Source organism: Nocardia rosealba, assembly GCF_020216065.1.
Classification (GTDB): Bacteria; Actinomycetota; Actinomycetes; order Mycobacteriales; family Mycobacteriaceae; genus Nocardia; species Nocardia rosealba.
This window is the reverse complement of the sequence record NZ_JAIWNA010000005.1, coordinates 419,953-434,655: the sequence shown is the minus strand read 5'-3', so window position 1 is coordinate 434,655 and position 14,703 is coordinate 419,953. Positions and strand designations below refer to the sequence as shown.

The window sequence follows — 14,703 nt, the reverse complement described above, 5'->3', positions numbered from 1 at the left end:
CTATTCGCTCATGGACATGGCGGCGATCGCCCGCGAGATCCGCTCGAGCACGACATCGAGCGAATCACCGATGTGGGTGTGCAGCAGCCGATGTGCGCGGGGGAGGTCCCGCGCGAACACGGCGTCGAGGATGCCGAGATGCTCGCTGATCGTCGTCTCGATCCGGTTGTTGATCATGAAGTCGTACATCCGCACATGCCGGATCCGGGAGTTCACCGCCACCAACGCGCGCACCAGTTCCGCATTGCCCGCCGCCGTCAGCAGGGCGACGTGGAATTCCTCGTCGACCACGACGAACCCCGGTTCCTTGGCGGGCGGGTCGGCCTGCAGGGCCAGCCAGCGCTGCTGTTCGGCCCGCAAGCCCTCCTCGTCGTGGGTGAGGTCCGGGTTGTCCATGATCCGGGTCATCCCGCCGAGTTCGAGGGTGAGCCGCAGCTCGTAAAGGTCGCGAATCCGCGCGACACTCGGCCGCACCGGACTGAACCCGAACTCCTCGCGCTGGAGCAACCCGTCCGAGCAGAGCATCGTCAACGCTTCCCGCACAGGCGTCCGCGACATCCCGAACCGCGCCGAAAGCTTCGGCTCGGTCAGCCGCTCCCCGAACCGGATATCCCCGTTCATCAACTCCCCACGCAAGGTGGAATACACCACGTCACGCAGCGATTCCCCCGCAGTACCCACCCTTGTCGACATGCCTGTATACGCTAGGCACCCCGGATTTCTATCAAGTGACAGAAAGTAAGCACCACGTTATCCCTTCCTCACACCTCACCACCCGCCCCACCCCACCGAGAGCACTTCTCAACCACCCCTCAACACCCCCGTACCCCCCACCGACACACACCGAGCGCACCCTTCTCAACAGAGGAGGGCCCATGAACAACTCGACCGCGATCCTGGCACTCATCCTGACCCTGATAGCAATCACCGCCATCACCATCTGGTGGCCCAACCCCGCCGACCGTCAAGGTCACCGATCGCGTCCGGCGATCGGCACCGAGCGGATCGACGAGTAGCGAATCCCGGTCGGCCCCGGGATCGAGATTGTGTGCCGAAAGATTGCCCACTGATGGAATACTCGCCGGGTGCTGCTGGCCTTCCTGGACGAGTCATACGATAAGGGTGAGTACTGGATAGCCGCTGTTGTCTGTCCTTCTGCTGAAATACTCGGTCTGGCAGCACGACTGGACGCCGTTGTCATGAAGGCGACGGGGACCTGGGGCACGAGTGAACGGGCCGAGCTGCACGGCAACGATCTCGTTCAGGGAAAGCACGATTGGGCGCCTATCGCCCGGCAGGTCCGCGCGCGAATCGGTGTGTACAGGGATGCGCTGCGGGCTACTGCGGACACCCGCGGCCTCCTCGTCATGCTCCAAGGTGTCGATCGTCAGGCGCTGGAAGCGCGGTACGAAGTTCCCTGGCACCCGCACCGGGTCGTGTTGGAGCGTCTGCTCGAGCGGTTGAACGACGAGGCGGTTCGCCAGGGTCTACCTATCCTCGTTATCGCGGACGAAGTAGACGGCCACGACGGTCACCGTAAGAGCCTGTGGGAATACCAGCACATCGGGACCGGTGGCATCGACGGCCGCATGCTGACGAACGTGGCCGACACGATCCACTTCGCGCCCTCATGCGACAGCCGTCTGCTCCAAGCCGCCGACCTGGTGTCCTATATGCACTATCGGATGCGTCGAACACAAGTCTCGGACGAGCGAGCTAAGAAGGCGAATGAGATGCTCTGGTCGGTGATCGAACCGAACGTCTGCTCGGTACACATCTGGAAGCCCTGAAACGCACGACGACCCCGCCGTAAGGCAGGGTCGAAGGCTAATCGGAGTCGTTGGACATCCTGTGTTCAGTCTAGCAAACCACGTATGTAAAAGGACGAGGTGCGGGTATGCAAAAAGCCTCTGGCCAGGTGAACCCGGTCAGAGGCTTTTTGGTGTCTCAACCAACACGTCGGGGTGACAGGATTTGAACCTGCGACCTCTTCGTCCCGAACGAAGCGCGCTACCAAGCTGCGCCACACCCCGTGAGGCGAACCTGAAGTAGCTTACAACGTGGGGGTGGGAAACGTTAAATTGGCTGGTCAGGTGGGGTTAGAGGGCGCGGATGGAGCTGAAGATGCGTTTGGCGGTCGCGGGGTCTACGGCGTCGGGGACGCCGGTGTCGGCGATTATCACCATGGCGAAGCTGCCGTCTTTGGTGCCTTCGAAGGCGTAGGTGTAGATGGAGAACGTGGGGGCGCAGCCGGGTTTTGGGGCGGGGACGGTGCCGGTGGTTTCGGTGAACATGCCGGTGGTGGTGCCGTCGATGGAGGTGAAGGGTTCGGCGGGGCGGGGTGTGCCGGTGGCTCCGCCGTAGGCGAGGCGGGCCGCTTTGGTGCCGAGTTCGGCGCCTGCCGCGGCGTGGTCGGTCTGTTTGGAGCCGGTGAGCAGGGACATGGTTCGGGTGGAGCCGGGGCAGTAGTCGCGGCCGTCGGTGGCGTAGCCCTTGCCGATCACTGTGTCGCCGGGTGGTTCGCCGACGCCGCCGATGGTCGTTTCGGTCGCGACCTTCCAGCCGGGTGGGACGTCGTAGGCGGCGCCGCGGTCGGGGGCGGCCACGACCTGGTAGCCCTCGATGAGCGGGGCCTTCGCGGCTGACGCACCCGTCGGCGAGGGGGTGGTGGTTTTCGCCTTGGCCGACGACGAAGCCGGCGAGGTGGTCAGGGCGCTGACCATCGATGGGGTGCTCGTGCCTGCCGTCGAGGACGCCTCATCACCGGACAAGGCGACGGCCGTGATCGCGACTCCGCCCAGCAGCAGCGCCGCCACGCCCGCCGCAGCCCAAACCCACGCCTTCCCACCGGTTTTCGGCCCGCCTGGAAAGGGCTGCCCATAAGGCTGCACTCCGTAATGTTCGAGCGGCGGAACCTCACCGTACTTCTGCACGGGCTGCTGTCCCCATGAGCCGGCCTGTCCCGCACCGTAATTCCACTGCGCATTCGGCTGCGCCCCGAATCCTGGTGCGCCCCATTGCGACTGCGCGGAAAGCTGCCCGGCGCCCCAATGCTGCCCGCCGGGCCCTGCCTGGTTCTGGCCCGGGTTGCCGGGCGTTGCCCATGGATTCGGTTGCCCGCCCGGCTCCGCCTGGTTCGGAAGCGGCTGCCCCTGACTACCGGGCCCCGCCCACTGCCCTTGGCTCGCCTGTGCGGCGGGTCCCGCCTGGTTCGGAAGAGCACCGGAATCCTGCCAAAACTGCGGCCCAGCAGGATTCCACGGCGTCGGATCCGGCAGCCCGGGCGGTGGCCCGGACCCGTCCCATCGCAAGATCGGCGGAAGACCCGTGCCTCCCGGCGCCCACACCGCCGTGGGATCGGCCGGTTGCGCGCCGGGATCACCGGACAGGTTCGGATCGTCGGATGCACTCACGGCCGCCCCCTCGAGACAAGAATCTTTCGGGGGACGACCTTAGCGGGCGACGGCCTGCGAGGTGGAGATGCCGTATCCCGCATCGGCGGCCGGCCGCTTCGGGGGCGCGCCGACCAGCGTGAGCAGGGTGGCTTCGGGGCGGCAGCAGAAGCGGTAGGGCGCCCAGGGGGAGGTGCCGATGCCGGCGGAGACGTGCAGCTGGGTGTGCGCACCCCACTGCGACGGACCCTTCACCCGGGACTTGTCGATACCGCAGTTGGTGACCAGCGCGCCGTAACCGGGCACGACCAGCTGACCACCGTGGGTGTGACCGGCGAGCACGAGGTCGTAGCCGTCCTCGGCGAAACGGTCGAGCACGCGCGGCTCGGGGGAGTGGGTGAGACCGATGCTCAACTGCGCCAGCTGGTTCGGCGCCCCGGCCACGGTGTCGTAGCGGTCGCGCTGCAGGTGCGGGTCGTCGACGCCCGCGGTGGCGATGCGGATGCCGGCCACCTCGAGGTCGCGGCGGGTGTGGGTGAGGTCGAGCCAGCCGCGCTCGGTGAACGCGGCGCGCAGATCCTGCCAGGGCAGCGGGTCGCCGTAGACGCGGCGATGATCCTTGTCGAAATACTTCAGCGGATTCTTCGGAACCGGCGCGAAATAGTCGTTGGAACCGAACACGAACAAGCCGGGACGGGCCAGCAGCGCACCGAGGGATTGCACAACGGCGGGCACGGCCTTGGGGTGGGAAAGATTGTCACCGGTATTCACGACCAGGTCGGGTTCGAGGCGGTCGAGTTCGCGCAGCCACTGCTGTTTGAGTTGCTGACCCGGCATCATGTGCAGGTCGCTGAGGTGCAGAATGCGCAGCGTGGGCGACCCGGGTGCGAGCACCGGCATCGTGGCCTCACGCAGGACGAACGCGTTCCGTTCGATCAGAGTGGCGTAACCGATGCCTGCGACGGCGGCCCCGGCGGCTCCCAACGCGGTTCGGCGGACAGCGGTCGTCGAGATAACGGGCATTTGCCCAGCATAGGCGACCCCCTGCCGGAACCGCGCGTGTGTTTCCGCACAAGAGTCGGGAATTTCACCCGGATGTTTCTGTGTGCGTCGAAATGTGATGGGAGTTTTCGGGCGATCGGGCTACCGTGAGCCCATGTCGGAACTGAAAGCACAGCTGCGCGCGGATATGACTTCCGCGATGAAAGCCAAGGACAAACTGCGTCTGTCGACCCTGCGGATGCTGCTCGCCGCGATCCAGAACGCCGAGGTCTCCGGAACGCAGGCGCGCGAACTGTCCGATACCGATGTGGTTGCCGTCCTGCAGAAGGAAGCCAAGAAGCGCAACGAGTCGGCGACGGTCTACGAGCAGAACGGGCGCGGTGAGCTGGCCGCGAACGAGCGCGCCGAGGAAGCGATCATCGAGGAGTACCTGCCGACGCAGCTGACGGAGGCGGAGCTGGCCGAAGTGGCCGATACCGCCATCGCCCAGGTCGCCGAGGAACTCGGTGAGCGGCCCGGAATGCGGCAGATGGGTCAGGTCATGAAGGCCGCGACGGTACTGGCGAACGGCCGGGCCGACGGCTCGCGCCTGTCGGCGGCGGTCAAGTCGCGCCTGTAGAACTCGACGACAAGGGCCGCCGTCCGGATTGGACGGCGGCCCTTGTCGTGTTCTAACGCGGCACCGGGATCGGGATCGGTGGCAGACGCGGAATCTGCGGCAGACCCGGGATGGCCGGCGGCGGTGCGGCGGGCGGCGGCGTGGTCGGCACCGGCACCCGGACCGAGCCGTCACTGATGTAGATCGTGACGACCGAACCCGGAATGGCCGAACCGTTCGGCGAGCTGCCCATCACCGTGCCCTTGGGCTGTGAGCCGGGGCTGGTCACCGCCGACACCTGGAAACCGGCGCCGACCAGGATCGAGGTGGCCTCGCCCTGCGACTTGCCCGCCACGTCCGGCACCTGGGAGTTGTTCGCGCCGCGCACGTACTTGTCGTCCAGCGGCGGCAGGGCGGGCGGCGGGAACCGGTCCATCACCGGCTTGATCGCGCCGAACCAGGTGCGGGCGGGTTCGTTACCACCGAACAGGCCGTTGGCGTCGCTCGCGCCGCAGTTGCGCAGCGGGAACGAGCAGATCTCGCCGGGGGTCGGGCTGTCGCCGTACACGTAGACCGACGAGGCGAGCGAGTTGGTGAAACCGACGAAGGCCGAGGAGCGGTGGCTTTCGGTGGTTCCGGTCTTGCCCGACATCGGCGCGTTCCAGCCGTTGGCCCGGGCCGCCGCGGCGGCGGTACCGGAGGTGTCGTCCTTGCTCATGGCGTTGGCGAGAGTGTTGGCCAGACCGGGGTCGACCACCTGCTCGCAGGCCTGCTGGGTGAGCGGCACGGTCTTGCCCTGCCGGTCGATCACCTCGCGGATCGGCGACGGCGGGCACCACTTGCCGCCCGAGGCGAGCGTGGCGGCCACGTTCGACAGCTCGAGCGGGTTGATCGCGAACGGGCCGAGGGTGAACGAACCCATGTTGTTGTTCTTGATGTGGTCGGCCAGGCTCGTGTTGCCGTGCCCGGAAGTGCCGGGTTGGGTGTAGGCGCGCATGCCGAGGCGCACGGCCATGTCGACCGCGGCGGAGACGCCGACGTCCTGGATCATCTTGACGAACGTGGTGTTCGGCGAGGTGGCCAGCGCGTCGGTGACCGACATCGAACCCGGGTAGTTGCCCGCGTTCTTCACACACCAGGAGTCGGCGGGGCAGCCGGGCGAGTTGCTGTAACCCATGCCCTTGGCCGCGTACACGCTCGGCACGTCGACCTGGGCGTTGATGCCGAGGCCCTTCTCCATGGCGGCGGCGGTGGTGAACAGCTTGAAGATCGAGCCCGCGCCGTCACCGGCCAGCGAGTACGGCTGGCCGAGCAGCGTCTCGTTGGCGTCGCGGTTGAGGCCGTAGGTGCGGCTCGACGCCATCGCCATCACATGGTGGGCGTCCTGACCTGGGGAGACCACCGACATGACCTCGGCGATGTTCTCGAGATCCGGCGGTGCGTGCTCGCTGACCGACCGCTTCACCGATTCCTGCAGTACCGGGTCGAGAGTGGTTCTGATCAGGTAGCCGCCCTTGTCGATCTGTTCGCGGCTGATGCCCGACTCGGCCAGGTACTGCAGGGCGTAATCACAGAAGAAGCCTTTGTCCTGGGCGGCGATACAGCCGCGCGGCAGACCCTTCGGCTCGGGCAGCACGCCGAGTGGTTCGGTCTTGGCCTTGCGGAACTCCTCGGCCCGGCTCGGGATGTTCTGGATGAGCGTGTCGAGCACGGTGTTGCGGCGGTCGGTGACGCCCTGGACGTTGGTGTAGGGGTTCAGCTTGGAGCTGGACTGCACCATGCCCGCCAGCATCGCCGACTGGGTGATGTTCAGGTCGGCCGCGTCGACACCGAAGTAGGTCTGGGCGGCGTCCTGGATGCCGTAGGAACCGTTGCCGAAGGGCACCAGGTTCAGGTAGCGGGTGAGGATCTCGTCCTTGGACAGCTCGCGGTCGAGGGTGAGCGCCATCCGGATCTCGCGCAGCTTGCGCGCGGGGGTGGTCTCGATGGCGGCGCGCCGTTCGGCGTCGGTCTTGGCGACGACGAGCAGGTTGAAGTTCTTCACGTACTGCTGATCCAGCGTCGAGGCGCCTTGCTGCACCTCACCGGAGGACGTGTTGGTCAGGAACGCACGCAGCGTGCCCTGCCAGTCGACACCCTTGTGGTCGGCGAAGCGCTTGTCCTCGATGGACACGATCGCCAGCTTCATGTTGTTCGAGATCCGATCGCTCGGCACCTCGAACCGTCTCTGCTCGTAGAGCCAGGCGATGGGTGTCCCGTTGGCGTCGACCATCGTCGACACAGCCGGGACGGTGCCCTCCACCAGCTCGGCTGACACGTTGTCGACGGCATCGGCGGCTCGGTTGGAGATGAACCCGAACCCACCGGCCAAGGGGAACAACAGCCCGGCGACTAGCACGGCGGCCAGCGCGCAGCTGCCGGCCAGCCTCGCAAGCGTTTGAGTGATCGGCACCGGTCCAGACTAAAGGGTGGCGTGTCGAGGGACACGGTCTGCTGGCCGACGTCAGTTGTCCGCCCGGTGCCAGGGGGGTTGCTCGGGCGTGTCAACAAAATGATCACATCGGCGTGTCGCGGCCGGGCACGCCGGTGAACAGCGCCGCTGCCGCGTCGACACGCGATTTGAATGGACGCCCGTACCAAAAAATCGGCGGCCGGTCTTGCGTAACGGCCATACCTTTACCTAGATTGAGAACCCAGTGTGATAGAGCTAACACTCAAAGTGGAATGTGGTGCGGAACGCAGCGGTAGTTGGGTTGCTGTGATCCGCGCTCGCGATTCTGGAGCGCCGCACAACGGTGTTCGGACTGCAAAGGGGCACATCAAATGCACATCACAACCCCCATCGCTCGACTGGATGTAGAGCAGGCCGAGGCAAGGATCGCTTGGGTTGCCCAGGCGCGATGCAAGGAAGTGGACCCGGATCAGCTCTTCGTGCGCGGTGCGGCGCAGCGTAAGGCGGCCACCATCTGCCGTCATTGCCCGGTATTGATGCAGTGTGGCGCCGACGCTCTCGACAATCGGGTGGAGTTCGGCGTGTGGGGCGGCATGACCGAACGCCAGCGGCGAGCGTTGCTCAAGCAGCACCCCGATGTGACCTCCTGGGCCGACTTCTTCCAGGCTCAGCGCCAGCACCAAGTGGCCATCTGACAGAGCGAAACCGCCCGTTACCACAACGGCGCCGAGACCGCTGGGTTTGCGGGATCGGCGCCGTTGGCGGGTACTACCGCCGAAGCAAGCGATAGCCGATATGTCTGATTAGGAAGCAGTCTTGCCGGTCAGCTGATCGCCGACCGCACGCAAGGCGGTGAGGTCGGAGACCTCGAACGGCAGCGCGGTCACGGACACGATCCGGACCTTGGGATGCGCCCCGGTGAACCGGTGCAGCAGCCGTTGCTCCCGTTTGTCGGTAGCCACCCGCTCGGCATGGATGCGCAACACCGACGCGGTGAGCGGGTCGGTGTCGGCGAGCTGATCGGCGGCGGTGAGCGCGTGATCGCCGGACAGGCTCGTCAGCACGGGGTGCGTGCGGTTGAGCACCAGACCGGCGAGCGGCATCTGTTCGGTCGACAACCGGTCGACGAAGAACGACGCCTCCCGCAGCGCGTCCGGTTCGGCCGCGGCGACGACGAGGAAGTGGGTGCCCGGCTTGGCCAGCATCGCGAAGGTGCGTTCGGCGCGGTCCTGGAAACCGCCGAACAGCGACTCCAGCGACTGCAGGAACGTCGAGGCGTCCTTGAGCATCTGCCCGCCGACGATCGTCGACACCCCGCGCATGGCCAGGCTCATCGCCCCGGTGACGAACCGGCCGACACCGCGACCCGGCGCCATGATGAGCCGGATCATCTTCCCGTTGAGGAACGTGCCGAGCCGTTTGGGCGCGTCGAGGAAGTCGAGCGCATTGCGCGAGGGTGGGGTGTCGACCACGATCAGGTCCCACTCCTTGCGCGCGGCCAGCTGCCCCAGCTTCTCCATCGCCATGTATTCCTGCGTGCCACCGAACGACGACGCCACCGTCTGATAGATCGGATTGGCGAAGATCTGCTCGGCCTTCTCGGGACTGGTGTGCTCGAGCACCATGTCGTCGAAGGTGCGGCGCATGTTCAGCATCATCGCGTGCAGTTCACCGGGCACCTCGGGGCCGAGCTCCACGCGCTGCGGTGAGTTGTCGAGTTCGGCGACGCCGAGCGACTGGGCGAGCCTGCGCGCCGGGTCGATGGTGAGCACCACGACTTTGCGGCCCGACTCCGCCGCGCGCAACGCGATCGAGGCGGCGGTCGTCGTCTTGCCGACACCGCCGGAACCGCAGCACACGATGACCTTGGCCTGCGGGTCGGCGATGATCTCGGCGACATCGAGGGGAGGCGGGGTGGTCACACGGTCGTTCATCGCACTCCCTGCGCGGATAGCTGTTCGGCCAGTTCGTAGAGCCCGCCGAGATCCATGCCGTCGCTCAGCGCGGGCAGGTGCAGCTGGGGAACATCGACCTCGGCCAGTTCGGCGGCGCTCGCGTCCTGGGCGGTGAGCATCGTCGCGTGGTCGGCCGTTTCGGTGATCAGGCCGGCGAAATCGTTGTCGGACAAAGTGATTCCGGCCTTGGTGAGACCGGCGGCGATCGCGGCGGTGTCGAGTTCACCGCGCACGGCGGCGACCCGGTCGGCGGGTGCGAGCTGACCGGCGGCCGCCCGGTTGACGATCACCGTGCCGATGCGCAGATCGTTCGCGGTGAGTTCGGCGACCGCGTCGGCGGTCTCCTGCACCGGCAGCGCCTCGAGCAACGTCACCAGGTGGATCATCGTCTGATCCGAATGCAGCAGCTTGGAGACGCCCTCGGCCTGCGAGGCGATCGGGCCGCCCTTGGCGATCTCGGCCATGGCCTGGGTGACGTCGAGGAACGACGCGATCCGACCGGTCGGCGGCGAGTCGACGACGATGTCGTCGTAGGCGGGCTTGCCGTCCTTGCCGACGCGCACCGCGCATTCCTTGATCTTGCCGGTGAGGATCACATCGCGCAGACCGGGCGCGATGGTGGTGACGAACTCGATGGCACCCATCCGGCGCATCGCCCGGCCCGCGAAGCCGAGGTTGTAGAACATGTCGAGGTATTCGAGGAACGCGTACTCGGTGTCCAGCGCCAGCGCCACCACCTCGCCGCCACCGTCGGCGGTGGCGATCTGGGTTTCGGTGGGCGGCAGCGGCGGCCGGTCGAACAGCTGCGCGATGGACTGGCGGTTCTCGACCTCCACCAGCAGCACCTTGCGTCCCCCTGCGGCCAGGGCGAGGGCGAGCGCGGCCGAAACCGTCGACTTACCGGTGCCGCCCTTGCCTGTCACGTAATGCAAACGGGCCTTGACCGCGCGCTCTGGCCACCCGGTCGTCGGCTCCGGAACCGAGGAAACCGGCTCTGCTGTTGGTGCTCCCACGTCGCCGAGCCTATAACCCGTTTCGCGGGGATGGTCGGGGTGAGCCCTAAACTCACACCATGAGTGAAGTCACCCTGTGGGAGTACGCGACCGTGCCGCTGTTGACGCACGCGACCAAGCAGATCCTCGATCAGTGGGGCGCCGACGGCTGGGAGCTGGTCACGGTGCTGCCCGGACCGACCGGCGAACAGCACGTCGCCTACCTGAAGCGGCGGAAGTAGTCGTGGCCACCGCGTGGAAGGACGCGCTCGACCGGCTCGGGGTCACCCTGCCGCCGGTCGCCGCTCCCGTCGCGGCCTACATTCCGGCGATCCGCACCGGTTCGCTGGTGTACACCTCCGGTCAGCTGCCCTTCGTCGACGGTGAACTGTCGGCGGTCGGCAAGGTCGGCGCCGACGTCGATGTGGAGCAGGCCAAGGAGGCCGCGCGGTTGTGCGCGCTCAACGCGCTCGCCGCGGTGCACGATCTGGTCGGGCTCGACCAGGTGGTGCGCATCGTGAAGGTCGTCGGATTCGTCGCTTCGGCGCCCGGATTCACCGATCAGCCGATCGTCATCAACGGTGCCTCGGAGTTCCTCGGTGAGGTGTTCGGCGAGGCGGGCGTGCACGCGCGTTCGGCCGTCGGCGTCTCGGAGTTGCCCAAGAACACCCCCGTCGAGGTGGAACTGATCGTCGAGGTCGGATAGGTAGCCGTCATGGCACTGGAACATCCCGCGTACGGCCAGGTCAGGCCGGTCACGCCGACCGCGTCGGTGCTGCTGGCCGACAACCCGTCCCAGATGACGCTCGACGGGACGAACACCTGGCTGCTGCGCGGACCCGGCAGCGACGACTATGTGGTCGTCGATCCGGGCCCGAAGGACAAGAAGCACACCGCCGACATCGTCGCGGCCACCGGTGGGCGCATCGCGCTCACCCTCATCACCCATCACCATCCGGACCACACCGGCGGTATCGATCACCTGGTGAAAGCCACCGGGACGCCGGTGCGGGCGGTGGATCCGAAGTACCTGCGCGGCGCCGTGACTCCGCTCGCCGACGGTGAGGTCATCGAGGCGGCGGGGTTGCGGATCACCGTGCTCGCGACGCCGGGCCACACGGGTGACTCGGTGAGTTTCCTGCTCGATGACGCGGTCGTCACCGGTGACACGGTGCTCGGCCAGGGCACCACGGTGCTCGAGTCGTCGGGTGGTGCGCTCGCCGCGTTCCTGTCGTCGCTGGAGCTGCTGCTCGAGCGCGGCGCGGGCAAGGCGCTGCTGCCCGCCCACGGTCCCGATCACCCCGATGCCGAGCCGGTGGTGCGGTACTACCTGAACCACCGCCGCGAACGGCTCGATCAGGTCCGGGCGGCGCTGGTCGAGCTGGGCTCCGACGCGGGCGCTCTCGCGGTTGTTCGCAAGGTGTACGCCGATGTGGACAAACGCCTGTGGCCCGCGGCGCGTAGCTCGGTGCGGGCCCAGCTGGAATACCTGCGGGCCGAGAAGGGCTGACCGCTTCCTGATCGCCGGCACAGCACGTGTCGGCGATCAGGTCGTGTGCGAAAACGCCGAAGTCCCGGCATGACGGAACCGCCTTGGTGTGGACGAGGCCCTCATCCTCATGAGCCACACGCAGCGGACCGCCGTACCGGGACGGCAGACGAATCTCCGGACGTCAGCGCGCGCGACGCGCGAGGCGCTCCGAATCCGAGATCAGCACGCTCTTGCCCTCGAGCCGCAGCCACCCGCGATGCGCGAAGTCGGCGAGCGCCTTGTTCACGGTTTCACGAGAAGCACCGACCAGCTGGGCGATCTCTTCCTGGGTCAGGTCGTGCGTCACGCGCAGCGCACCGGCCTCCTGCGTGCCGAAACGCTGTGCGAGCTGCAGCAGCGCCTTGGCCACACGGCCGGGCACGTCGGTGAAGATGAGGTCGGCGAGGTTGTTGTTGGTGCGGCGAAGGCGTCGGGCAAGCACGCGCAGCAGCTGCTCAGCGATCTCGGGGCGCTGATCGATCCACGACTTGAGTGCGTCGCGGTCCATCGTGACGGCGCGGACCTCGGTGACCGTGGTTGCGGTCGAGGTACGCGGACCCGGGTCGAAGATCGACAGTTCACCGAACATGTCGGACGGACCCATGATGGTCAGCAGGTTTTCCCGGCCGTCGGGGGAGCGACGACCGATCTTCACCTTGCCCGTCGTGATGATGTACAGCCGATCGCCGGGTTCGCCCTCGTTGAAGATGACGTGGCCGCGCGGAAAATCTACGGGCTGCAGCTGCTTGGCGAGCGCGGCCACCGCGGTGGGCTCGACGCCTTGGAAGATGCCTGCTCTGGCGAGGGCCTCGTCCACGAATGTGCTCCTTATGGGATATGGCTTGCGAACCTGGTCGAGCGAATCGACCAACAGCGCAGTCTACGCGGCATTACGGCAGCACAGTGACAGACACCACGTAAAGAGTGGATTGCGCGAGCCGCGACACTGTGGCTGAGGGGATCGGGAGATGGGTCAGCTGGCCCGGGCGACATCCATGTCCGGGGTCCGTGCGCGGCGCTTGCGCACCCGCGCGACCGCGGCGGGAAGCCCGAGCTTGGTCAGTTCTTTCACTTCGGCGTTGCTGGCGTTGTCCAGGTACTGCTGAACCTCTTCATCGGGTTCGAGAAGTTTGCGGAGCCGATTCTCGACCCGCTCCATCCCCAGCGCGAACAGCATCAACAGCACTGGGAAGAGCACCACAGCGAGTCCTTGCATGACAGGCAGTAAACACGGTCCAGGTCTCAGATGGAACACAGGTGCCCAACTCGGTCGCGCAATGTTGTCGGACCGGTTCCGTATGGTGGTGCGGTGCCCGTTTCCCCCGCAACCGCCGCCGCAGGCGACGCCGTTCCGGTGCCGGTGACCACCGGGATCACGGCGGCCCGCAAACGCAAGAATCGCGCTATAGCTGCGGAAACGCGGATCGGAACGGTCCGTCGTGCCCGCCGGATGAACCGCACGCTCGCCGAGGCTTTCCCGGACGCGCACTGCGAGCTCGACTTCACGACTCCACTGGAATTGGCGGTCGCGACGATCCTGTCGGCCCAGTGCACCGACGTCCGGGTGAACCTCACCACTCCCGCGCTGTTCGCCAAGTACCGCACGGCCCGCGACTATGCCGAGGCCAACCGCGTGGAGCTGGAGGAATTCATCCGGCCCACCGGCTTCTACCGCAACAAGACCAGTGCGCTGATGGGTCTGGGCCAGGCGCTGGTCGAGCAATACGACGGTGAATTGCCTCACACCCTCGACCAACTTGTGAAGTTGCCCGGCATCGGGCGCAAGACGGCCAACGTCATCCTCGGCAACGCCTTCGATGTGCCGGGTATCACCGTCGACACCCATTTCGGCAGGTTGGTGCGCCGCTGGGGGTGGACCACGGAGGAAGACCCGGTGAAGGTCGAACACGCGGTCGGCGAGCTGTTCGAGCGCAAGGACTGGACGATGCTCTCGCACCGGGTGATCTTCCACGGCCGCCGCGTGTGCCATGCGCGCAAACCGGCCTGTGGCGCGTGCGTGCTGTCCAACGATTGCCCGTCCTTCGGTGCCGGGCCGACCGATCCCGCCGTGGCCGCCGAGTTGGTGAAGGGGCCCGAGCGCGATCACCTGCTGGAAATGGCCGGGCTGTGAGCGAGGCGTCCCCGCTCGCCCGTCCCGGAGTTCGCTGGGTGCTCGCCGCGCTGATTCTCGTCGTCGCGGCGACGGTCGCTCTGTGGCCGCGCGAGGATTCCGGCTCCACCGAAACTCGCAAAACTTCGCAACAGGAGTCGGGCGTGTCGGCCGCCGAACGTGCCGCCGCCGGTTTGACAGCCTGTCCGGCCGCCGCCCCCGGTACGCCGGGTTCGGGACCGCTGGCCGGACTCACCGTCGGCTGCCTCGCCGACGGGACCCGAGCCGACCTGGCCGCCGCCCTCGCGGGCAAGCCCGCACTCCTCAATCTCTGGGCCTACTGGTGTGGTCCGTGTGCCACCGAGCTTCCTCACCTGCAGGAATTCGCGCAGCGGGCGGGTTCGGCGCTCACCGTCCTCACCGTGCACAGCGATCCCGACGAGGCGAAGGCGCTGGCCCGGCTCGCCGGTCTCGGCATCACCCTGCCCGGCGTCTCCGACCCGGCGGCCGCGGTGCGTGGTGCGGTCGGCGCGCCGCCGGTACTCCCGGTTTCGGTGTTGCTGCGGGCCGACGGCAGCGTGGCGAGTGTGGAGGTGCGAACCTTCGCCGACGTGACCGACATCGCCGATACGGTCGCCGCGAAGCTCGGTATCACGGTATGACAGACAGCG

General features: G+C 67.0%; 17 protein-coding genes and 1 tRNA gene. 9 read left to right on the top strand and 9 right to left on the bottom strand.

The window, feature by feature from the left end:
• Window positions 1–693 carry a GntR family transcriptional regulator gene (locus LDL21_RS21165; RefSeq protein ID WP_225281445.1) on the bottom strand — a complete coding sequence of 231 codons (693 nt, stop codon included), beginning with the start codon at window positions 691–693 and terminating at the stop codon, window positions 1–3.
• A 182-nt stretch (window positions 694–875) separates the two neighbouring features.
• Between LDL21_RS21165 and LDL21_RS21160 the strand changes: the two genes are divergently transcribed.
• Both LDL21_RS21160 and LDL21_RS21155 read left to right on the top strand, forming a co-directional pair.
• Window positions 876–1,016, top strand: a complete 141-nt coding sequence (locus LDL21_RS21160; protein ID WP_225281444.1) for a hypothetical protein — start codon at window positions 876–878, stop codon at window positions 1,014–1,016.
• Window positions 1,017–1,085: 69 nt separating this feature from the next.
• Window positions 1,086–1,790 carry a DUF3800 domain-containing protein gene (locus LDL21_RS21155; protein WP_225281443.1) on the top strand — a complete coding sequence of 235 codons (705 nt, stop codon included), beginning with the start codon at window positions 1,086–1,088 and terminating at the stop codon, window positions 1,788–1,790.
• A 169-nt stretch (window positions 1,791–1,959) separates the two neighbouring features.
• Here LDL21_RS21155 and LDL21_RS21150 read toward each other — a convergent pair.
• The 3 genes from LDL21_RS21150 to LDL21_RS21140 form a co-directional block, all read right to left on the bottom strand.
• A tRNA-Pro gene (locus tag LDL21_RS21150) sits at window positions 1,960–2,033 on the bottom strand.
• 66 nt (window positions 2,034–2,099) lie between these two features.
• The gene (locus LDL21_RS21145) at window positions 2,100–2,816 is read right to left on the bottom strand and encodes a DUF8017 domain-containing protein (protein ID WP_225281442.1); all 717 of its coding nucleotides are present in this window, start codon (window positions 2,814–2,816) and stop codon (window positions 2,100–2,102) included.
• Window positions 2,817–3,452: 636 nt separating this feature from the next.
• The gene (locus tag LDL21_RS21140; RefSeq protein ID WP_225281441.1) at window positions 3,453–4,415 is read right to left on the bottom strand and encodes a metallophosphoesterase; all 963 of its coding nucleotides are present in this window, start codon (window positions 4,413–4,415) and stop codon (window positions 3,453–3,455) included.
• A gap of 133 nt (window positions 4,416–4,548) precedes the next feature.
• On the opposite strand from LDL21_RS21140, the gene LDL21_RS21135 reads away from it, so the two are divergent.
• Window positions 4,549–5,013 carry a GatB/YqeY domain-containing protein gene (locus LDL21_RS21135; RefSeq protein ID WP_225281440.1) on the top strand — a complete coding sequence of 155 codons (465 nt, stop codon included), beginning with the start codon at window positions 4,549–4,551 and terminating at the stop codon, window positions 5,011–5,013.
• Window positions 5,014–5,065: 52 nt separating this feature from the next.
• Here LDL21_RS21135 and LDL21_RS21130 read toward each other — a convergent pair whose 3' ends face one another.
• Window positions 5,066–7,444: a penicillin-binding protein gene (locus LDL21_RS21130; protein WP_225281439.1), complete on the bottom strand. Its 2,379-nt coding sequence runs from the start codon at window positions 7,442–7,444 to the stop codon at window positions 5,066–5,068.
• Window positions 7,445–7,815: 371 nt separating this feature from the next.
• Between LDL21_RS21130 and LDL21_RS21125 the strand changes: the two genes are divergently transcribed.
• A complete protein-coding gene (locus LDL21_RS21125; protein ID WP_019044565.1) occupies window positions 7,816–8,139 on the top strand; it encodes a WhiB family transcriptional regulator in 324 nt (107 codons plus the stop codon).
• A gap of 108 nt (window positions 8,140–8,247) precedes the next feature.
• Here LDL21_RS21125 and bagB read toward each other — a convergent pair whose 3' ends face one another.
• Together bagB and bagA are read right to left on the bottom strand one after the other, a co-directional pair.
• Entirely contained in the window at window positions 8,248–9,378 is a 1,131-nt protein-coding gene (bagB, locus tag LDL21_RS21120; RefSeq protein WP_225281438.1) for an ATPase BagB, read from the bottom strand.
• Entirely contained in the window at window positions 9,375–10,412 is a 1,038-nt protein-coding gene (gene bagA / locus LDL21_RS21115) for an ATPase BagA (protein WP_225281437.1), read from the bottom strand. Before bagA ends, bagB begins: the two co-directional genes overlap by 4 nt.
• A 59-nt stretch (window positions 10,413–10,471) precedes the next feature.
• On the opposite strand from bagA, the gene sp36 reads away from it, so the two are divergent.
• From sp36 to LDL21_RS21100, 3 genes are read left to right on the top strand one after another with little or no spacing between them, the layout of a single operon-like run.
• On the top strand, window positions 10,472–10,633 hold the full coding sequence (sp36, locus tag LDL21_RS21110; protein WP_110038224.1) for a Sp36 family protein: 162 nt from the start codon (window positions 10,472–10,474) through the stop codon (window positions 10,631–10,633).
• Between the two features lie 2 nt (window positions 10,634–10,635).
• Entirely contained in the window at window positions 10,636–11,097 is a 462-nt protein-coding gene (locus tag LDL21_RS21105) for a RidA family protein (RefSeq protein WP_225281436.1), read from the top strand.
• A 9-nt stretch (window positions 11,098–11,106) separates the two neighbouring features.
• Window positions 11,107–11,901: an MBL fold metallo-hydrolase gene (locus LDL21_RS21100; RefSeq protein WP_225281435.1), complete on the top strand. Its 795-nt coding sequence runs from the start codon at window positions 11,107–11,109 to the stop codon at window positions 11,899–11,901.
• A gap of 163 nt (window positions 11,902–12,064) precedes the next feature.
• Here the strand turns inward: LDL21_RS21100 and LDL21_RS21095 are convergent, their stop codons facing one another.
• Complete coding sequence (locus LDL21_RS21095; protein ID WP_040703546.1) at window positions 12,065–12,739, bottom strand: Crp/Fnr family transcriptional regulator; 675 nt, start codon at window positions 12,737–12,739, stop codon at window positions 12,065–12,067.
• Window positions 12,740–12,895: 156 nt separating this feature from the next.
• Entirely contained in the window at window positions 12,896–13,138 is a 243-nt protein-coding gene (locus LDL21_RS21090; protein ID WP_067640470.1) for a hypothetical protein, read from the bottom strand.
• Window positions 13,139–13,372: 234 nt separating this feature from the next.
• Here LDL21_RS21090 and nth point away from each other — a divergent pair, with 234 nt between their 5' ends.
• Window positions 13,373–14,053 (top strand): endonuclease III, encoded by a 681-nt coding sequence (nth, locus tag LDL21_RS21085; protein ID WP_225281486.1) that lies wholly within the window; start codon window positions 13,373–13,375, stop codon window positions 14,051–14,053.
• Window positions 14,050–14,694 (top strand): TlpA disulfide reductase family protein, encoded by a 645-nt coding sequence (locus LDL21_RS21080; protein ID WP_225281434.1) that lies wholly within the window; start codon window positions 14,050–14,052, stop codon window positions 14,692–14,694. The genes nth and LDL21_RS21080 overlap by 4 nt, the downstream gene beginning before the upstream one ends.
• Window positions 14,695–14,703: the final 9 nt, after the last annotated feature.